The 19,420-nt window shown below is 58.9% G+C and carries 17 protein-coding genes; 8 read left to right on the forward strand and 9 right to left on the reverse strand.

All coding sequences use genetic code 11. The features are described from left to right. Positions 1–120: 120 nt before the first annotated feature. The 3 genes from FNB15_RS03110 to FNB15_RS03120 all read left to right on the forward strand — a co-directional run bounded on the left by FNB15_RS03110 (position 121) and on the right by FNB15_RS03120 (position 2,714). Entirely contained in the window at positions 121–870 is a 750-nt protein-coding gene (locus FNB15_RS03110) for an ABC transporter permease (protein WP_144067308.1), read from the forward strand. A gap of 3 nt (positions 871–873) precedes the next feature. After that, positions 874–1,617 (forward strand): ABC transporter ATP-binding protein, encoded by a 744-nt coding sequence (locus FNB15_RS03115; protein ID WP_144067309.1) that lies wholly within the window; start codon positions 874–876, stop codon positions 1,615–1,617. Positions 1,618–1,694: 77 nt separating this feature from the next. Beyond that, a complete protein-coding gene (locus FNB15_RS03120) occupies positions 1,695–2,714 on the forward strand; it encodes a glycosyltransferase family 2 protein (RefSeq protein ID WP_185973691.1) in 1,020 nt (339 codons plus the stop codon). On the opposite strand, the gene FNB15_RS03125 is transcribed toward FNB15_RS03120, so the two are convergent. From FNB15_RS03125 to FNB15_RS03165, 9 genes are all read right to left on the reverse strand, one after another. Then, positions 2,711–3,670, reverse strand: a complete 960-nt coding sequence (locus FNB15_RS03125; RefSeq protein ID WP_144067311.1) for a GDP-L-fucose synthase family protein — start codon at positions 3,668–3,670, stop codon at positions 2,711–2,713. The two genes, FNB15_RS03120 and FNB15_RS03125, sit on opposite strands and share 4 nt — an antisense overlap. A gap of 20 nt (positions 3,671–3,690) precedes the next feature. Beyond that, a complete protein-coding gene (locus tag FNB15_RS03130) occupies positions 3,691–4,509 on the reverse strand; it encodes a glycosyltransferase (RefSeq protein WP_144067312.1) in 819 nt (272 codons plus the stop codon). Positions 4,510–4,522: 13 nt separating this feature from the next. Continuing rightward, positions 4,523–5,524 (reverse strand): GHMP family kinase ATP-binding protein, encoded by a 1,002-nt coding sequence (locus tag FNB15_RS03135; protein ID WP_144067313.1) that lies wholly within the window; start codon positions 5,522–5,524, stop codon positions 4,523–4,525. Then, positions 5,521–6,267, reverse strand: coding sequence for a sugar phosphate nucleotidyltransferase (locus tag FNB15_RS03140; protein WP_144067314.1), 747 nt, complete (start codon positions 6,265–6,267; stop codon positions 5,521–5,523). The genes FNB15_RS03135 and FNB15_RS03140 overlap by 4 nt, the downstream gene beginning before the upstream one ends. After that, positions 6,267–7,781: a B12-binding domain-containing radical SAM protein gene (locus tag FNB15_RS03145; protein ID WP_144067315.1), complete on the reverse strand. Its 1,515-nt coding sequence runs from the start codon at positions 7,779–7,781 to the stop codon at positions 6,267–6,269. The genes FNB15_RS03140 and FNB15_RS03145 overlap by 1 nt, the downstream gene beginning before the upstream one ends. Positions 7,782–7,892: 111 nt before the next feature. Beyond that, entirely contained in the window at positions 7,893–8,834 is a 942-nt protein-coding gene (locus FNB15_RS03150) for an NAD-dependent epimerase/dehydratase family protein (protein ID WP_144067316.1), read from the reverse strand. Between the two features lie 18 nt (positions 8,835–8,852). Beyond that, positions 8,853–10,019, reverse strand: coding sequence for a DegT/DnrJ/EryC1/StrS family aminotransferase (locus FNB15_RS03155; protein WP_144067317.1), 1,167 nt, complete (start codon positions 10,017–10,019; stop codon positions 8,853–8,855). A gap of 27 nt (positions 10,020–10,046) precedes the next feature. Next, complete coding sequence (locus tag FNB15_RS03160; RefSeq protein WP_246068774.1) at positions 10,047–11,162, reverse strand: alpha-ketoacid dehydrogenase subunit beta; 1,116 nt, start codon at positions 11,160–11,162, stop codon at positions 10,047–10,049. Beyond that, positions 11,092–12,093, reverse strand: a complete 1,002-nt coding sequence (locus FNB15_RS03165) for a thiamine pyrophosphate-dependent dehydrogenase E1 component subunit alpha (protein WP_144067319.1) — start codon at positions 12,091–12,093, stop codon at positions 11,092–11,094. Before FNB15_RS03165 ends, FNB15_RS03160 begins: the two co-directional genes overlap by 71 nt. Here FNB15_RS03165 and FNB15_RS03170 point away from each other — a divergent pair. The 5 genes from FNB15_RS03170 to FNB15_RS03190 are packed head-to-tail and all read left to right on the forward strand — an operon-like array spanning position 12,066 to position 19,417. Then, on the forward strand, positions 12,066–13,271 hold the full coding sequence (locus FNB15_RS03170) for a glycosyltransferase (protein WP_185973692.1): 1,206 nt from the start codon (positions 12,066–12,068) through the stop codon (positions 13,269–13,271). The two genes, FNB15_RS03165 and FNB15_RS03170, sit on opposite strands and share 28 nt — an antisense overlap. A 35-nt stretch (positions 13,272–13,306) precedes the next feature. Further along, on the forward strand, positions 13,307–14,098 hold the full coding sequence (locus tag FNB15_RS20910; RefSeq protein WP_185973693.1) for an ABC transporter permease: 792 nt from the start codon (positions 13,307–13,309) through the stop codon (positions 14,096–14,098). Between the two features lie 9 nt (positions 14,099–14,107). Beyond that, complete coding sequence (locus tag FNB15_RS03180) at positions 14,108–15,442, forward strand: ABC transporter ATP-binding protein (protein ID WP_144067322.1); 1,335 nt, start codon at positions 14,108–14,110, stop codon at positions 15,440–15,442. 14 nt (positions 15,443–15,456) lie between these two features. Then, on the forward strand, positions 15,457–17,586 hold the full coding sequence (locus FNB15_RS03185; RefSeq protein ID WP_144067323.1) for a hypothetical protein: 2,130 nt from the start codon (positions 15,457–15,459) through the stop codon (positions 17,584–17,586). 58 nt (positions 17,587–17,644) lie between these two features. Continuing rightward, on the forward strand, positions 17,645–19,417 hold the full coding sequence (locus tag FNB15_RS03190; RefSeq protein ID WP_185973694.1) for a radical SAM protein: 1,773 nt from the start codon (positions 17,645–17,647) through the stop codon (positions 19,415–19,417). Positions 19,418–19,420: the final 3 nt, after the last annotated feature.

A 19,420-nucleotide genomic window follows, 5' to 3' on the forward strand; every position in this document is an offset into this window, starting at 1 on the left:
TTTATTAATGTATTACATATTGCCAGCCCTTCGGTTGACCGCACACCGGCAGCCGCTTACTACGGCGTCCCGCCACCACTGGCTGGATAGGGCCCGATGCACTCCCCGACGCTGCGAGACATGACGCGTTTTGCTGCCTATGCCGCTTTCGCGGATGTGGACGCCAGCATCCGCCGCACTCTGCTCGGACCGCTCTGGTCGACTATGGGCCTCGCCCTGGTCATCCTCTGCCTGGGCCTGTTCTTTGGTACCGTGCTGAAGCAGCAGTTGCCCGATTTCGAAATCTATATCCCTTTCCTGGCGGCCGGCCTGATCGCCTGGACCTTCCTGGCCCAGTGCCTGCACCAGAGCGCCAGCCTGGTGTGGAGCTTCCTGAACACGTTACGCCATAACCGGATTCCCCTGCTCGTTCCGGTCCTGCGGGTCATCCTCCGGAATGTCCTGGTCCTGGCGCTCAATATCGTGACGGCGCTGATTGCCGCCTGGATATATTCCGGCAGTGTCGCGGTGCAGGCTTGGCCGCTGGCCCTGGGATTGATCCTGTTCGTCGCCAATACCTTCTGGATCAGCTACCTGGCGGCGTTGGCCAGCGCGCGCTTCCGCGACCTGCCCCAACTGATCGCCTGGGCCATCCACCTCGCGTTCTTCCTGACGCCGATCCTGTGGGTCGAATACAATCTCGGCCGCTTCGAATACTTAGTATCTTTCAATCCCTTCGCCTGGTTGATTGCGTTGGTGCGCCAACCACTGCTGGGTCAGCCGGTCACCGTGGATGTCTGGCTCGCAGCAACGGCTCTGGCGGCAGTTGGCAGCGCAGTCTGTCTATGGCTGACTCATCGCACCGCCAAACGGCTGCCGTACTGGATCTAGAGGATGGCCGAACTCCTTCTGCACGGTGTCAGCGTCGACTTCCCGCTCTTCTTTGCGGGCGACCGGTCCTTCAAATGGAACCTCTTCAGCTGGATGTCCCGCCGCACTGCCGACCGGCATCGTTCCACCGTGACGGCGCTGACCGATATCTCGCTCAGAGTGAGCGGTGGCATGCGGCTGGCGCTGCTGGGCGGTAATGCGGCTGGCAAAACCACGCTCCTCAGGGTTATGGGCGGTCTGCTAACGCCCTCCAGAGGGGAGTTGGCGCTGACTGGCCGCCCGATCAGCGTGCTGGGGACCGGCATTGGCATCGATCCCGGCTTCACTGCCCGGCAAACCCTGATCGGTCAGGGCCTTCTCATGGGCTTTTCGCCAGCCGATTGTCGCAGCCGTATGGAACGAGCCACCGAATTCGGCGAATTGGCCGACATCCTCGACCAGCCCCTGCATACCCTGGCGCAGGGGCACCAGGTCCGGCTCGGCCTGAGCATCGCCGTCGCCTACGACGCGGAAATTCTGCTGATCGATGAAATGCTGGAACATTTGCCGCCCGCAGTGGTCGAGCGGCTTTGCCACTACATCGATCACGGCATGTCGCCCGGGTCGATCGTCGTGCTGGCCGAAAGGTCCAAACCGTTGCTCGAACGTATCTGCACAACAGCCCTTGTTCTGCATCAGGGCCGCCTTATCGACCAGGGACCGCTGACCGAGATTGCCGCACGGCACCAGGCGCAGATGATCGGCTGAGCGGCGCGTTGCTGGCATGTCGGCCAGGTGATACTTTCTGGTGCGCCTCACATGGATGAACCCACTTGCCGCCAGCCGTGACCGCAGACCAGACGATCGACGCGGCGGATCCAGCCGTTACAGTGGTGATCGTCAACTTCAACGCAGGCCCGCATCTGACGGCCGTGCTGACCGGCCTGCGCAATCAGAGCTATCCGGCATTCCGAGCCATCATCGTCGACAACGCATCCTCCGACGGTTCCATCGCCGCGGCGCGCCCTGCCGTGCGGGATGATGCACGTTTCGACTTCATCGAATCCAGGAGCAACATCGGTTTTGCAGCAGCCAACAATCTGGCCGCGAACGGGACCGATACGCCCTGGCTGGCGCTGCTCAATCCCGATGCGGTCCCGACCACCGATTGGCTTGAACAACTGATGGCGGCCACAGACCGTCATCCCGATGCGGTGATGTTCGGTTCGACACAGCTCAACATGGCCAATCCCGAGATACTGGACGGGGCGGGTGATCGCTACTTTGCGGCAGGCATTCCATGGCGCGGAGGCTATGGCTGGCCGCGCACTGCCCTCCCGCCTGAAGGCGAAGTCTTTTCGCCCTGCGCTGCTGCGGCCCTGTACCGCACTGACATTTTCCGTGCCGCCAGCGGATTCGAAGAGAGCTTCTTCTGTTACATCGAAGACGTTGACCTGGCCTTTCGCCTCCGGTTGCGTGGCCATCGCTGCATCCAGGTGCCCGCTGCGATCGTCCATCATGCCGGCAGCGCAACAAGCGGTGGCGCAAACTCGGCTTTCGCGCGCTATCACGGCACGCGAAATATGATCTGGTGCTTTGTCCGCAACATGCCAGCACCTCTGTTCTACCCGCTGCTGCCGTTCCATATCGGCACCCTGTTGGTCTTGTGGTTGCGGGCATGCTGGAGCGGCATGAACCAGCCGGTCGGGCGCGGCATCATCGATGCCGTTCGCGGACTCGCCGTAGCCTTGGCCCAGCGGAGCCGCATTCAGACCGCGCGGAAAGCCAGCACGGCACAGATCGCAGGATGGCTGACCTGGAACCCGGCCATCTATCTGCGGCGATCGCCGGCCAGCCTGCGCTAAACGCGATTCACGTCCAGGAAAGTCAGATAATCCTGATAGGCACGCGCCAGTCCGTCACGCAGCGTGACTCGCGGCTCCCACCCCATGGCCGCGATACGGCTGGCATCCATCACCTTGCGCGGCATGCCATCAGGCTTGTCGAGATTGTGGGCGAACCTGCCAGTCCACCCTACCACTTCGGCCACCAGCTGTGACAGTTCTAGAATGCTGGTCTCGATACCAGTACCAACATTGATATGTTCGTAATCGGAATAACGGCGCGTCAGAAATACCACGGCATCGGCCATATCATCGACGTCAAGGAATTCCCGCACCGGCTTGCCAGTTCCCCAGATCTCTACCGTCTCTGCGCGATCGATCTTCGCCTTGTGGAATTTCGCCAGCAGCGCTGCAACTACATGACCCTGCAGCGGATCGTAATTATCGCCACGGCCATAAAGGTTGTTCGGTGCCACGCTGATAAAGTCCGCACCATACTGCTTGCGATAGGCTTGGCAGAGTTTAATTCCGGCAATCTTGGCCAGCGCATACCATTCATTCGTGGGCTCGAGCGGGCCCGTCATAAGCTGGTCTTCAGTGATCGGTTGTGCGGCTAGACGTGGGTAGATACAGGATGATGCCAAGAAGACCAGCTTTTCGACATCGGCGCGATACGCAGCTTCGACTATATTCGTTTCAATCGCCATGTTGTTGTAGATGAATTCCGCTGGCCGCGTTGAATTCGCGTGAATGCCGCCGACCGTAGCCGCGGCAATGAACACCACCTGCGGCTTCGTGTTCCCAAGCCAGCGCTCGACGGCCTCCTGACGCCGAAGGTCGACCTGCTGCCGATCGACGGTCAGAATCTCGCAGTTCTCGGAAGCCAGCCGTCTGCACAGCGCCGAACCCGCCATGCCGCGATGGCCAGCGACCCAGATACGCTTACCTGCAAGTTCGAAAATCTCTGGCGATGTCATGACCGATTTCAAACCCTGCCCTAATAACCTTGGCGAAGCCGCCGCCATATCCGGCCAACGCTATCCCGAAAGCCGGTTATCTCGTCGAGATGATCCCTGATATATGCGTCCAAAATCTGGAACTCTCCGAAACGGAACGTTACATCCGTCATGCCATGCTTGCCGGCTAAATAGGCGTGGGCGGCAAGATGCAAGACAGCGCGGTCCGCCTGTTCACGCTGGCTGGCCGCCTTGCGATAGCGTGACGTCGTTTCAGTCACAGCCGCGAAATCGCCCTTGCGGCTGAGCCGCAGCCACAAATCCCAATCTTCCAGCGCATCAAGGCGCTCATCAAACGGCCTGTCCTGACCCAGCGCTGATCGGCGGAACAGCACTGACTGAATCGGCAGGTAGTTCCGCATCCAAAGCGCGGCGCGCGAGAAGGGCACCACGCCACGCTGGCGAATCGAGACATCCCGAGCCGCATCATCGGCGCCGCGCACTCTGATCTCCTCCCAGAAACCATAGGCCGCGACGGTCTCAGGCGCCGCCGTCAGCGCGGCCTGTAGTTGCGCCACATGCTCCGGCAGAAGTTCGTCATCATCGTCCAGGAAACCCAGGAAAGGCGTTTCGATTGCCGCATAGCCGGCATTCCCGGTCGCCGAGCGCCCAGCTTTCGGCTGCACCAGGATGCGCAGCCGGCGATCAGCAAAGCTGGTCAACTGCGGCGATGGATCGACACCGTCACCCACAACGATCGCCTGCGCATCACCGGCGGACTGGTTAAGCACCGAGGCAACGGCCCTCTGCAAACCACGCGGCCGTGCACCCGTAGTCCGGATGACAATGCTGGCGCTCATCCCGGTTGCCGCATCATCGGTTCTGCAGGCCCTCCGGCTCGTACACCACGATCCGGCTGCCCGCTGTATCGATACCGAATTTGACTTCGATCAGCTTTGGCAATGCCTGCCGCACCGCCTCCTGCCGGCCCGGCGGCACATAGAACAGCATGAAGCCGCCCCCGCCGGCGCCCAGCAGCTTGCCGCCGAGTGCACCAGCCGCCATACCGGCGTCGTAAATCTGATCGAGATCACGATTGGTGATACTGTCGGCTAAACCCCGTTTCAATTGCCATGATTGATGCAGAAGCCGGCCGATATCGTCGAAATCGCTCTGGCTGGCCAGAATCCCAACCGCCTGATCGACCAACTCAACCATCTGCCGCACCTGTGCCGCCTTCGCATCAAGGGACGCAATTTTCTTCGCAGCTACCTCGGAGGCGATGCGCGAAAATCCGGTGAAGAACAGCATTAGACTTCCGAGCAGTTCATCACGGCGATCCCGCGTCATCACGAGGGGAAGCACGCTGAAGCTTTCGTCAGGTGCAAAATTGATCCTGCCAAAACCACCGAAAGCAGCCCAAACCTGATCCTGCGAACCGACATTCTCCTGAATGACATTCTGCTCGATGCGAATAGCTTCCTGCGCCAGATGGCTCTTGGAAATGATTCGACCAGACAGCGCATAAAGTGCGTTCAGTAACCCGACGGTGAAAGACGAACTCGATCCCAGGCCTGATCGCGCCGGCAGATCGCCGTCATGATGTATTTCCATGCCACGTTCGATCCCCATGTCCAGCAAGACATTGCGCACGGCTGGGTGCTGGATTTCATTGACCTCATGAACTGTCTCGACTTTCGAATAAACCACGCGGTGCCGATGCTCGAAGAAAGGGGGCAGTTCGCGCAGCGAAATATAGCAATATTTATCGATAGCAAATCCCAGCACGCTGCCGCCATGCTGACGATACCAATGTGGATAATCGGACCCGCCGCCAAAAAGCGAGATTCGGAATGGCGTACGGCTAATAATCACACTGCTCTCCCAAACATGGCCTGTCTGACAACGCTTCCGGCGATCGCAAGGCTTTCAGGCGTGCCGATATCTATGAACGGCCCTGACGCACGAAACGCGTGCAGAGTCCGGGGGGGGAGTTTCTCGAGAAAATCTCTCTCCAGCGAAATCGCCGTGCCGGCCGACAGTTGGTCCAGCAATTGATCAGACAGCAGATACACCCCGCCGTTCACCATCCCACCGCCATGATGCGTCGCGTCTTTCTCAAGAAAGGCCGTGATGCGCTCTTCGTGGTTAATGTCTAACCGACCGTAACGACCAGCATCGTCTACTTCGACATAGACCAGCGTTCCCGCCATAACTTGCGGGTCGAAGGAAGCGGCCAGCCGCGGCAGGTCGAAGCCCAACCAGGTATCGCCATTGACGACAAGAAGGCGGTCCCCGCGTAGCCGGGATCGGGCATAACGCAGAGCTCCACCGGTTCCGAGCGGATGCGGCTCAACAATGCAGTCCACCGAGAGCGCTGGCTTGCAGACCTTCAGATGTGACAGGACGCTATCCGCCATATGACCGAGACAGAGCAGAACCCGTTCCACTCCGGCCAGCGCAAATGCATCAAGCAGATGATCAAGAAAAGCCCGGCCAGCGACAGGGGCGAGTATCTTCGGCCGGTCATCAAGCACACCACGCAGCCGGGTTCCCAATCCGCCGGCCAGTACAGCGACATTGAGGCCGGCCAGCACGGCCGGCTTGACTGCAGACATCAGGCTGCCTTCTCCACACCCTCAAGCAGTTTGCGGCGCAGGCGATGGCTCGCCATTTCTTCAATATGATGTCGGGTATCCCAGCCGAAGCGCTGTGTTACCATGTCGAGATAACGGGGATGTGCAAAGTAGGCATGGAAGGCCTCATCGCGAAAATGCAGCACCTCTGCCGCGGAGACCTTCTCGGTAGGCAGCGGCTGGCAGTCGTAGGAATGCTGCGAGAAACCTGACCAGTTTTCCGGCAACGCCCAACCGTTCGTCACCGCCTGGTGATAGAGCTGGGAACCAGGATAGGCCATAGCCGAATAGAAGTTGGCGAATTCGCAATTCAACTCTTGGGCCAGTTCAAGCGTTTCGCGCATCGTGGCCACATCATCATCGGGAAGGCCGAAGATAAAGTTGCCGATGACACTAATGCCGGCCGACTGGATCTGTCGCACGATGTTGATGATGTCCTCATGGCGCAACGCCTTCTGCGCGCCATCGCGCACATGCTTTGAGCCGGACTCTATGCCCAGCGCCAGCCAGCGGAAACCTGCCTTGCGCAGCTTTTCCAGCATATGCGGCTTGACGGTATCGACACGGGCATAAGCCCAGATGTTCAGCTCGAACTTGCGCTCGATCAGCAGATCGCAGATTGCCGTCACATGACGTTCATTCAGCACGAACATCTCGTCGACGAATTTATAGGTCTTCACGCCGTAAGTGTCATGCAGATGTGCAATTTCGGCAACCACGTGCTCCGGCTTGCGCATGCGGTACCGGTTGGTATCGAAAGGTGCATTGATGCAGCAGAAGGTGCATTTATAGGGGCAGCCTAGCGAGGTGTAGATCGAGGCATAGGGCTTGCGCGACTCCAGGTCACCAAAGCACTGCCAGTTATGCGCCCGGTATTTCTCCATCGGCAGCATGTCCCAGACATTGCCGTGCAGATCGGCGTCCAGATCCTTGATCAGTTCCGCCGGCTTGTTGATCATGATCTTGTCGTCCGAATACCAGACTAGGCCAGGAACAGTGGAAAGATCTGCTTCATCACCGAGCTTGAGCTGTTCGATCAGGGCCACCACCGTATCCGGCCCCTCGCCCTTGCAGACGTAGTCAACCGGCTCTTCGGCCAATGTCCGCTCGGGCAAAGCGGAGACATGGCCGCCAACGATCAGGATCGGCATATCCGGAACAATCACCTTGATCGCTTCGCAGGCATCCCGCGCGCCCACCATCTGCTGGGTCGAGGCCGATGGCTGATGGCCGAACACCACCATGCAGGTAAGGCGAGGATTCAGTTCACGCACCTGCTCAGCCACCCGCTCCGGCCCCATCTCTTCTGCCTCAGAATCCAGAATGCGGATGGCATAGCCGCGATCACGGGCATAACCGGCAATCAGGCGGCACCACAGGGGCGGCTCGATGGCCGTCAGGGTGCCTCCCAGATTCTGGTAAATCTTGTCACGCCCGCCGGGATTGATCAGAAGCAGATCAAGATGTTCGGACGGAGCCGTATTCGCCAATGCCATTGTCTTTTCCATATTACCGCGAGGGTACAGCCCTCAACGCCACACGCGGACGTATATACTAGCGCCCGCCCCCGGAGCCGACAATCCCGGTTTTGGCCGTCGCGAAATACCTTAAACGTTGCCGTACAGGCTGTTGCGGATCATGCGATAGCCCTTGATCAGCTCCTGAATCCCGGCATCCAGGCTGAAAGCGGGCTGGAAGCCAGTGGCCTCGATCTTGGCATTCGAAACGATATAATCGCGCTTGTCCGGGTCTTCGCCGACGGGTGCCTCGGGGAAGACGAAGGCCGGCAGATGCCGCTTGATGCGCTCGCACAGCTCCTGCTTGGACAGATTGGCGTCGGACAGACCGACGTTATAAGCCTGATCGCGCATCGTCTCGAAATTGCTCATGCCGTGCAGGAAGGCGCGGGTGACATCGCGCACATGGATGAAATTCCGCTTGAAATGCGGCTCGAACAGAACCACGGCACGGTCGAAAACGGCGCGATAGACGAAATCATTGACCAGCAGGTCCAGGCGCAGGCGCGGCGCCATACCGAACACAGTCGCCAGCCGGAAGCTGATGGCATTGCCGCGCTCCAGTGCTGCCTGTTCGGCCTCGACCTTAGTGCGGCCATAGAGTGAGATTGGCCGCAATGGCGTCTCTTCGGTGCAGAACTTGTCCTTCTCGCCGATGCCGTAGCCCGAATTGGTGATCGGCATCAGGATACGCTGATCCTTCGACAGGTTGCGCGTCAGCGTCACCACGGCGTCGCGATTGATACCGATAGCGCCGGGCTGATCTATACTGCACAGCGGAGCGCCGACCAACGCAGCCAGAGGAATCACGTAGTCCGCGTTCTTGATCAAAGGCCTGAGCACGGCTTCGTCGCGCGCATCGCCGCGCTGCACATCGAAATCGGGGTTGACGCACAGGTGATTCAGCGGCGACTGCCTGAACATGAAGTTGTCCAAAACGGTGACGCGATAGCCCGCATTCAGCAGTTCGGGCACCATGATGGAGCCGAGATATCCGGCACCACCGGTAACGAGGACAGAAGGTTTTGCCATGGAGGTATACCCCGATGATCAGGCGATGTTGTGCAGAGCGCTGTGCAAGCGCTCCAACTGCTGCGTCAAATCCTGCGGATGATTGCCGACGAAGAAGCCACGATTATGAGCGATATCGGCGTTCGTCACATCACCGACGATCTCGTAGTCGTAATACTTCATCACGCTGTGCCGCAGGAAATTGCCGCCGGTGATGATGCGATAGCCGATATCGGCATCACGTAGCGCGCCGAACACCCGTTCGCGATCCGCATTGTGGGCCGGATTGAGAATTAGCGTGAAAGAGAAGGCCGAGCTCTTGCCGTTCTCGCGCTGGATGATGAACCGCTCATCCTTGCCGAACAGCTCCTGGAACAAAGCCCAGTTCTTGCGGCGCTGCGCGGTCATCGCCGGCAATTTCTTGATCTGCTCGCGACCGATGGCGCCAGACAGTTCCAGCGGGCGTACATTGTAGCCCGGCAGGATGAAGTTATATGCCTCGTAGAACTCACTGCCCTTGCGGTCGAAAATTTTCGTGTCCGGCGGCAGATCACGGGTCCAGCCATGCGCACGGATCGACCGGCACAGATGCGCCAGCTCCGTGTCGTCGGTCAGGATCATCCCACCTTCCATCGTGGAGATATGGTGGGAGAAGAAGAAGCTAAAGGTATTCAGATGGCCGAAGGTGCCGGTGAACTTGCCGTTCAGCGTTGCATCCATAGACTCACAGTTGTCTTCCAGCAGATAGAGGCCATGCGCATCGGCAAAGGCCCGCATGACGTCCAGCGCAGCGGGATTACCCAGGATGCTGACGGCAACGATAGCGCGGGTGCGCGGCGTCAAAGCCTGCTCCAGCTTGCTGACATCGACATTCAGTGTCTGTAAGTCAATGTCGATGAAACGCAACTTCAAGCCATACTGCTGCAACGGATGGTATGTGGTCGCCCAGGAAATCGCCGGCACAATCACTTCATCGCCACGCTGCAATGGGCGGTCCTGCTTGTAGAACAGGGCGGCGGTAGAAACCAGATTCGCGGAGGAGCCGGAATTCACCATGACACCGTGCTTCATGCCGAAATAATCGGCGAATTCACGCTCCAGCGCTCTCACATTCTCGCCCATCGTGAAATAGCCGCTGGCGATAACGCGCTGCATCGCATCGAGTTCTTCCTGACCCCAGGACGATGCCGCCAATTCGTAAAACATATGAAGTTGTATCCTGTTCTTGGAAGATCAGAAGGGGCCGCGGAACTGCACTTGGTAGGCCAGCCTGGCCAATTCGGGCGACGGCTCCCATGCAGCAGCATCCGGACGAACCATGGCATGTGCCGCCGATGCGATCGTTGCCGGATTCGGATAGAAAAGCTGTTCCAGCGTCGGCGACGTCGGGCAGGTGGTCGGCGCAAACCCCATACGCTGCACGATGGCACCACGGGTCGCGCGCGCTTCGGCAACCCGCGCCAGGATTTCTGCACTGGCACCGCACATGGTCCAGCCGTTGTCGACGACCAGCAGCCTGCCGGTACGCGCCACCGACTGGACGACGGTCTCGCTATCCAACGGCGAAAGTGTAATCGGGTCGATCACTTCGGCATGGATGCCCTGCTCCTTCAGCAGTTCCTGTGCACGCAGACATTCCACCAGCATGTTTGAAATGCCGACGATGGTCAGGTCAGTGCCGGTCTGCACCACGCGCGCTTTGCCCAGCTCGACCGTATACGGTTGCTCCGGCACATAGGCCTCCAGCCCGTAGAGCAGACGGTGTTCCATGAAGATCACGGGGTTGTCGTCACGGATCGCTGCGATCAGACAGCCTTTCGCGTCATGGGCGTTGCTCGGAGCAACAACCTTGAGACCAGGCACATGCATAAACATCGCATGCAAGCCCTGACTATGCTGCGCACCCTGCCCCCAGGACTTACCAATCATGCAACGCACCACTAGCGGCACCTTCACAGCTCCGCCGTACATATAATGTGATTTTGCCGCCATATTGACGAGCTGGTTCATGCCCAGCATCAGAAAGTCCATACGGATATGCACATGGATCGGCCGCATGCCGGCCATCGCCGCACCGATTGCGACGCCGGTCATGGCATCTTCCGACAGCGGCGTAGTGAATACCCGGTCGGCACCAAAGCGCTGCAGGAGGCCGCGCGTAGAGCCCTGGATTGCCTTGTGGTCGTCGACGTCCAGTCCCATCACGAAGACAGATGGATCGCGATCCATCTCCAGCGCGACCGCTTCGGCGAGCGCATCGACATATCGCAGCAGGCGTTCAGGCGTAGACATTGGCGTATAGCTCTTCAGCAGGCGGGAAAGCGGAGCTTTCAGCAAAATCGACGGCATCAGCGATCACGGCTTCGACTTCGGCATCGATGCCGGCCCGCTCGGCAGCCGGCAGCATGTTGCCGACACGCGCAACCTGATCATTGGCCATCCACGCCTCGGCTTCCGAACGCGGACGATAGCCCTGGTCGAAATCCTCGGCGGGGCCGACATGTTCGCGCCAGCGATAAAGCTTGCACTCGATAAAGGTCGGCCCTTCGCCGCGCCGCATACGTTCCACCGCCTGGGCAGCGGCCTCGCGCATGGCAAAAACATCACCATCGGGAATCTGCACCACCGGCATGCCGAAAGCCGCCACACGGGCGCAGATGTCTTCGCTGGACCAGCGCTTCGACAGCGGCTCATGAATGGCATAGCCGTTGTTTTCGCAGACAAACAGCACCGGCAGGCGATGCAACATTGCGAAGTTCAGGCTTTCGTAGAAACAGCCCTCTTCGGTGGCGCCATCTCCGAAGAAGACGGCACAGACCCGGCCCTTGCCTTCACGCTTGAGCATCAGGCCCTGACCGGTCGCGATCGGGATATTGGTCCCGACCACAGCCGAAGAACCCAGCACATTGGCTTCGGGTGAGATGATATGCATCGAGCCGCCCTTGCCGCGGCAGCACCCCGTCACCTTGCCATACATCTCCGCCATCATCGCGGCGACGTTGCCGCCCTTAGCGAGATAGACCGCGTGGCTGCGATAGGTTCCGGAGGCGACATCTTCAGGCTTCAGTACGTCACAGACGGCGGCAGAGCTTGCTTCCTGGCCGATGGCCAGATGAACGGGACTCTTGATCTTGTCCGAAGGATAGATGCGCGCCGTCTCTTCTTCGACGCGGCGAATGAGACGCAGCTTGCGATACAGGGCAGCGAGTTGGGATGACGACAAGCCATGCCCGGCATGCTCATGCTCGGGCGATGCTGTGTTACGCGGATCAGCCGCCATCGAAGTTATTCCTATCGCCTCAAAAAACGAGTAATACGCAATTTTCTTTCACCTCGGGTAGATGGCGTGATAAAGACTCGTCGGTGCAGTCGCAAGCCTTTCAATCCATTCTCTCCGTGCCCAATATCCGCATCTGCAGCGGTCCGCTGACCGCGGCAGATGGGTTGGCCACTCTTCCGTCCTCGACCGCGACCTGGCCGAGAATCACCCTGATTACCCCGACGCTGAATCGCCTGTCATTCCTTAGAGACCTTATAAAGAACATACAGGATCAGGGCTACAGCAACCTGGAACATATCGTGGTTGACGGAGGCTCGACCGACGGCACTGCCGAATACGTGGCGCAGCAAGGCCATATCACTTTCATTCCAGGACCGGACCGCAACTCCCACCATGCCATGAACAAGGGCATTGCGGCAGCGACAGGGGAAGTGGTGGGTTTTGCCAATACTGATGACCGGCTGCCGCCAGGCGCTCTGGCCAATGTCGGCGCCTATTTCGCCATGCCGCAGGCAAGCGATGTGCTGAATGGCCGCTGCTTCCTGGTCCCGCTGGAGAATCCGCAGGACAGTCAGTCACCCGCTTTCGAGCTACAGCATATGTCAGGCGAGCGCGGCCTGTTCGACGAACTTATGTTCGGTGCCCCAGGCTTCAATTCGTGGTTTTTCCGCCGCAGCCTGCTGACGCGTGACGACCTGATGGCCGGTCCGGGCCAGACTTTCGATGAAAGCCTGATCATTGCGGCTGACCGGGCATGGCTGCTCCGGCTGTTCCTTACCGGCCACCGGCCACACCGGCTGATGGTGCCCACCTATATTTACCAGCTGCACAGCGCCTCGGCGACACTGGATCCTGCCGCGCAGCAGGCGGATGGCATCCTGACCGAACACCGGCGTCTGGCTATCCATCTTCTGCCTCTAGCTCGCCGCCAGCCCCCCGGCCACGCACATGCCCTATCGGACTGGATCGCCCACGAATCCTGGCAACTGCTGCGTCGCCATCTGCGCAGCGGCCGTGTGGCCGCTGCGATCGACCTGCTGATTCGGTCCATCGGGCAGAACCCGGCCTTTCCGCTCTCCCTACTGCGCGCCCGCCGCCGCCGCCGCCGGCTGGCCGCCCTTGCCGCCGCCCTGCCGGAGAGCGGCAGCAACGTGGACAGCCAAGCCGCAGCTGCCTAATTTGGTCACTGACCATAACTGCCGGATTCGCAGGCATGTTTTCTTATAGTCGGACTATTCTGCATTCCCGTCGGGTAATCCTGGCGCTGGCGCGACAGGCCCTCCTGTCCCGCTTCGCCGGTACCGGTGCCGGCATGCTGTGGACAGTGTTTCAGCCTCTGGCCATGGTGGCTGCCTACTGGCTGGTTTTCACCTATGGCTTCCGTGTCACCGCACCGGACGGCCAGCCGTTTGCCGTCTATTTCGTCACCGGCCTGCTGCCTTGGACCTTCCTGTCAGAGGCGCTGGCGGCTGCGACTGGCACGGTCACCCGCAACAGTTTCCTGGTGCGCAAAATTCAGTTCCCCAGCGAAGTCCTGCCGCTGGTCGAAATCCTCGGCGCCAGTTTCCCGCATGTGATTTTCTTCGTGCTGACGCTGTTGGTGCTGCTGGGACATGGCATCCTGCCCGGCATCTGGATCTGGCAACTGCTCTATGCATATTTCGCACTGGCCGCCTTCGCCCTGGGGCTTGGCCTGGCTCTGAGTGCGTTCAATGTTTTCCATCGCGACGTGGCCCAATCCATCACGCCGGTCCTGAACGTGTGGTTCTGGCTTACCCCCATCGTATGGAGCCTGGACATGCTGCCGCCGACATGGCGCAGTCTGGCAGCCCTCAACCCGATGACGCATATTGTGGAGGCCTACCGCGCGGCGCTGCTTTACGGCCATCCCGTCTGGCAGCCTACGTTGCATGTCATTGCTTTCTGGCTGATCACCCTGACACTGCTTTTCTGTGGATATCGCAGCTTCATGCGCCTGAAGAGCGAGTTCGCCGATGTTGTGTGACGGCATCCGATGAGCAATCCCGCGATCCAGATTCGGAACCTGGCCAAGAAATTCCGGCTTTACGACACGCCGGGCCAGCGTCTGCGCGAGGCGCTGCATCCGTTCCGTCGCACGCTACATCGCGAATTCTGGGCCTTGCGGGACGTTTCCTTCGAAGTGGAAAAAGGCACCACGCTGGGAATCCTGGGCCGCAACGGTTCAGGTAAGTCAACCCTGCTGAAGGTCATCGCCGGCGTCATGCAGCCCAGCCAGGGCGAGGTACTCACTCATGGTCGCGTCGCCGCACTGCTGGAGCTCGGCGCTGGCTTCAACCCGGATCTGACCGGTCGTCAGAATGCCGTCTTGCAGCTGCAGATCGCCAACGAGGATTCGGCGCGGATAGCCACCAAGCTGGAGGAGATCGAGCAGTTCGCCGATATCGGTGACTTCTTCGACCAACCCGTGCGGGTCTATTCCTCGGGCATGTTCGTCCGCGTCGCCTTTGCCGCCGCCATCAGCGTCGAGCCAGACATCCTGATCGTCGACGAGGCTCTGGCCGTCGGTGACGCGAAGTTTCAGCAGAAATGTTATGAGCGGCTCAGGGCCATGCGTGATCACGGCATGACTATATTAATTGCATCGCATGACACACAGTCGATCATACGCATGTGCGATCGCGCCATTGTTCTCGAGGGCAGCCGTCTGTACACCATCGGGACACCGCGCGCCGCCGCCGATGAGTATTTCGCACTGATGTTCGGCCGCAAGAACATCACGGTGGTGCAAAAGGAAGCCGCCGGTCGCAATACGACAACGGAAGCGTACGACTTTCAGAGTTTTGCGGAAGCTTCCTCACACTCTACGGGCGTCGAGGACAGGCCACACTACAATAAAGATGAATTCCGTTACGGCCCTCGCACTGTAGAGGTGATCGACTATCTGCTGACCGCAGATGGCATATCCTATCCACCCAGCATCAATGACGGCGCCACTGCTTCGCTCGCGATCAAACTAAGATCTACGGCCGATATAAGCGATCTCATGTGCGGGATCGGCATCAAGACACTCGACGGCACGTTGCTTTATGGCATCAACTCATCCATGCAGGACGGGCATTACTTCAGCCTGATGGCAGGCGAGGTCACAACCGTCCGCTTCGACTTGCATTTCGCACTAAATTCAGGCGAATATTTCATTGATATCGGCTGTGGTCAGAGGACATCCCAGGGAGTAGAGGCTCTGGACCGCAGAAATGCTGCAATCCATATCAAGGTAATCAGTTCGCAGAGATTCGACGGCTCGGTGAATCTCAGGGGCAGCTCGCACCAAATTACTCATCCCGCACCCAGAACGATTCCCGAGTAAAGGACAGGCCTTCCATGACCGGGGCTCGCCTAGAATTCTTTGATACTGACGATGATCTGACAGCCAAGGCCGCAGCCCAATGGCCCGCGGGTTGCGAAATCCTTCTTGATGGCAGCGACGCCGAGAAGGCAATCACATTGGCAGGCCTGCTGCAGGCCAGGCACTATACTGTCGCCGTCACACCTGCCCTCGCCGCGCACGGTGCCGGCAGTATCGGCAAGGCCCGGTCGCCGCACGCCAGCGATCACGTGATTGTTGTTGCGGCAAGCGGCACTGCTGTAACGCACGCGCTCTGGGCCTATCGCGAACTTTCTGACCTGAAGGTTTTTGCGCCGCGATCCGACCACTTTTGGGACCGCCGCTTCTTCTTCGTCATCTGCCCGCCCAAGACCGGCGGCCATATGCTGATGAATTTCCTTGGCCGCATCGGTTTCAAACCCCATCTGCCGATCTCGGGAATGCTTTCGGACGGTCGTATATATTATGCCAACGGCATCGACCAGCATGCTGAATTTTCCCTCGACCCCTATCATGCACCTGATTACCGGATGCAGGCCTTGGCAAGTACCGTATGCCTGTTTCTTGTACGGGATCCGCGTGACGTCGCCGTCTCACTCGCACATTTCCTGCACGCCCCGCCGCAGCAGTTCCACGACAATAAGAATCTTCCTCCGCTGTACAGTTCGTGGCACCCATATTTTTCCACCATGCCGGACCAGTATGAACGCCTTCTGCGCGTCATAGAAGGTGGCGACGGGTGGCCGGACTTGAAACACTTCCTGGCCCCGTTCGAACCTTGGTCCAGTCAGCCCAACACCGTCATGCTTCGTTATGAAGATCTTGTCGGGGAAGCTGGTGGCGGTACCACCGAACGCCAGCAGATGGCTGTCTGGCAGTTCCAACTCGCCTGCCACTTCCCGGGCACCACAGCCTCTCTCTGTCAGAAGCTCTACGATACCGGTTCCGCCACATACCGGGCCGGACGGATCGGGTCCCATCTCGAAGAGTTCCAGCAAGCACATATAGATGCCTATCGAAAACTTGCTCCTTCGCCATTTACCGCGGATGGTTACGGGCGGAAGGCAACGCTGCTGAAGCCATTCCGCCTTGCATTGCCTTCGTATGCCTTTGCAATGCGCCTGACGAATGCCGTCCGGACCCGGCTAGCCTTGGATGTCGCAGGTGACGTTGTCTGTGACATTGATGGCGATATCGCCGTCATCTGCCAGATGGCTGGGGATTCATCAAAGAGAATTGAAGTTGCTTCACCGTCGCCCATACAGGCTGCCCACAACAGTCTACCAAAGGCGGTTGAGCAGATCACAACCTTCCTTGAAGAAAATGGTTTCCTGCTTTATTCACAGACGAAAACAGCCAGACAGGAAACAATAGTTCTGTCTGCACCGACTGCAGCGGTGCAATACGCGAGACCAACGCCGATTTCCCGGAACGATGAATATAATATTATCGGCTATGGCAACGCGTATCTGGCCATTGCGGCTTCACTGGGCGATATCGATATCACGGCACTGGGGACAGGATATTTCCGCAAGCTTATCGGCAGCCGGCTGATCGTTCAGGCTGACAGCCTCAATACTCTGTTATCCGAACTGCGGATCGACCTTCCCGTCGCACATCCGGAACGGGAAGCACCAAAGCAATTGGAAGTTCCCAAGGTCATTGAGAGTGACACTTTCGGCTTCAACCTGGTTTCATATAATGAAAAGATTCTTGCCGTCGCGTTGCGGGCTGGTGACATCGACCTGCGCGACCTCGGCGTGCGTCAGAAACTGACCCGAGATTCCCTTCTGTTCAGCTTCAGTAGCCTTTCCGAAGCCCGGGAAATCCTGCGACTGCGCCACCAGGTAGATCGGCTCACCGCCGTCATGAACCATCTTGTCGCAGCAACAACCGATACACTGCCGCCGCATGCCAATGCACCCAAGCTCCTTATAGAAAACTACAAAGGCTTCAATCTGGTGGCCCTGGGGCAAGAAGTCTTTGCCGTATCGACGGCGGCCGGGCCGACCAATCTGACGGATCAGGCGGAACGGACAGCCCTGCAGGCCAGCAAACGGCTGTTTACCGCCCCCAATCTTTCTGCCGCTTTCAGTGCTGTAGATCGCGCAACAACCAAACTATAAACTACGGCCAGTTGTGAAATTTACTGCCCCTACCGGCCCGATGGATTACAGTCGCGTCATGCAGCAATCTGCCAGCCCCATCGCGATGCAGGACTTGCCAGAGCTTGTTGGCGACCACCGGTCGTACAACCTCGTCCGGCTTGGCAGCCGCTTTGCCGCCGTGCCGCAGGCTTTGGGCCCGGTCGACCTGGCCGAACCGACGGCGCGCATCAACCCGTATGTATTGTGGGCAGACGATGAAGCCTCGGCACGCCAGGCCATTGATCGCGATGGTGCCTGGAAGCATTTCGATCCGCTGTACTCAGTCACCCCTCTGGATGCCTTCGGGATTCCCGAGGTTATCGAAATCGAGCCGATCCACACCTGCAACCTGCGCTGCATCATGTGCCATGTCAGCTATGAGCGGATCACCAAGAAACGACTGGATATCGGCTTCCTGAAGAACCTTCAGGGCCTGCAGGGAAAATGGGCAAAGCTCGGCCATCTTTATGAACCTGTCGCCCATCCCCAGTTTGCCGAAATCGTCCATGGCCTGACCGATCTGGGCATGGACATCGACTTGGTGACCAACGGCACCTTGTTCACCGATGCCCTGATCGAGAAAATTTCCGACTGCAATTTCCGGAACGTGACCATCTCATTTGACGGGGCCCGCGCCACCACTTACGAGCGGATCAGGCAACGCGGAAACTTCCGGCAGGCCGTCGACCGCATTCTGGCATTCAAAAAAGCCATCCTGGCGCGCCGGCCGGATACCTATTTCCAGATCAACTACACCGTTCTCCGATCGAATATCGATGAAATCGTCGAAGCAATGGAATTCTGGGACGCACATGGTTTCGACCATATCGGTTTCATCAACATGGTGATCCGCGACGAGGCCGAGATCCTGAAACAGGAAGCGGTTCAGCCGGCACTGGATTCCCTCGAGGCCGCTCTGGATGCAGCAACGCGTCTGGTGATCGACGAAAAGCGGCGCATCACGCTGTCCGCACCCTATTTCCGGCACAGCCATCTGCGTACGGAATTCGCCGGTAACTTTCCGCAGCCCGGCGTGGTGATGTCGGATAATCCGCATGCACGTCTGCCCGTCACTCCATCCACACATTTTCAGAACGGCCCGTATCCTGGAATGCAGGTTGACTGCCGCTCGCCCTTCAAATTTGCTCGCATAAATTATGATGGCGATGTGCTGCTCTGCCATCAGTTCTCGGTCGGGAATATCCTGAAGGCACCTCTGCTCGAACTCTGGCAGAATGCGACCGCCGATTACGTGCGCAGCATGGTAAAGGGTGACGTTTCCGTCTGTGAGGCCTGCGAGTATTTCCGCTTCTGCATCCAGGCCAACGATGTCGATTCCCGACGTGACTTCGTGTCGAACAATGCCATCCGGATTCTGAAGGAAAGCTGGCCCTACAATTTCCTTACCTGGAGCGGCCAGTATTATGCCGCGCCCCAATGGCTACGCCTGACGGCCACGGATCTGGCTGATCGCCAACGGCATGGCACACTCGGCATCGTTCTCGCAGACAGTCAGGAAGATGCCGAGGCAGCGGTGGCTGATGTCTTTCCGCCACTTGACCACAGTCCACCACCTTTCTGGAAAATAGAAGAATATCGCGACCACAATCTTTTCGCCTGCCATGACCGGCTCGTTGCCATCCCCGTATCGCTCGGGCCACTCAATGTCCGGAAAATGTACGGATTCACCCTCGATTTCCGCTACTGGCCGTATCAGCGCCATGCGATTATCGGATCGTCGATCGTGAAGGTGAAACGCCTGATCGACAAAAAGGCGAAGCTCGGACTGCCAGCACCGCGCTGGCGTTGAAAC

Source organism: Ferrovibrio terrae, from assembly GCF_007197755.1.
Lineage (GTDB): Bacteria > Pseudomonadota > Alphaproteobacteria > Ferrovibrionales > Ferrovibrionaceae > Ferrovibrio > Ferrovibrio terrae.

Coding starts and splice junctions, on each gene's coding strand:
- FNB15_RS03110 (WP_144067308.1), top strand. CDS start 121: ATGACGCGTTTTGCTGCCTATGCCGCTTTCGCGGATGTGGACGCCAGC.
- FNB15_RS03115 (WP_144067309.1), top strand. CDS start 874: ATGGCCGAACTCCTTCTGCACGGTGTCAGCGTCGACTTCCCGCTCTTC.
- FNB15_RS03125 (WP_144067311.1), bottom strand. CDS start 3,670: ATGACATCGCCAGAGATTTTCGAACTTGCAGGTAAGCGTATCTGGGTC.
- FNB15_RS03130 (WP_144067312.1), bottom strand. CDS start 4,509: ATGAGCGCCAGCATTGTCATCCGGACTACGGGTGCACGGCCGCGTGGT.
- FNB15_RS03140 (WP_144067314.1), bottom strand. CDS start 6,267: ATGTCTGCAGTCAAGCCGGCCGTGCTGGCCGGCCTCAATGTCGCTGTA.
- FNB15_RS03145 (WP_144067315.1), bottom strand. CDS start 7,781: ATGGCATTGGCGAATACGGCTCCGTCCGAACATCTTGATCTGCTTCTG.
- FNB15_RS03150 (WP_144067316.1), bottom strand. CDS start 8,834: ATGGCAAAACCTTCTGTCCTCGTTACCGGTGGTGCCGGATATCTCGGC.
- FNB15_RS03155 (WP_144067317.1), bottom strand. CDS start 10,019: ATGTTTTACGAATTGGCGGCATCGTCCTGGGGTCAGGAAGAACTCGAT.
- FNB15_RS03160 (WP_246068774.1), bottom strand. CDS start 11,162: ATGCCGTCGATTTTGCTGAAAGCTCCGCTTTCCCGCCTGCTGAAGAGC.
- FNB15_RS03170 (WP_185973692.1), top strand. CDS start 12,066: ATGCTGTGTTACGCGGATCAGCCGCCATCGAAGTTATTCCTATCGCCT.
- FNB15_RS03165 (WP_144067319.1), bottom strand. CDS start 12,093: ATGGCGGCTGATCCGCGTAACACAGCATCGCCCGAGCATGAGCATGCC.
- FNB15_RS20910 (WP_185973693.1), top strand. CDS start 13,307: ATGTTTTCTTATAGTCGGACTATTCTGCATTCCCGTCGGGTAATCCTG.
- FNB15_RS03180 (WP_144067322.1), top strand. CDS start 14,108: ATGAGCAATCCCGCGATCCAGATTCGGAACCTGGCCAAGAAATTCCGG.
- FNB15_RS03185 (WP_144067323.1), top strand. CDS start 15,457: ATGACCGGGGCTCGCCTAGAATTCTTTGATACTGACGATGATCTGACA.
- FNB15_RS03190 (WP_185973694.1), top strand. CDS start 17,645: ATGCAGCAATCTGCCAGCCCCATCGCGATGCAGGACTTGCCAGAGCTT.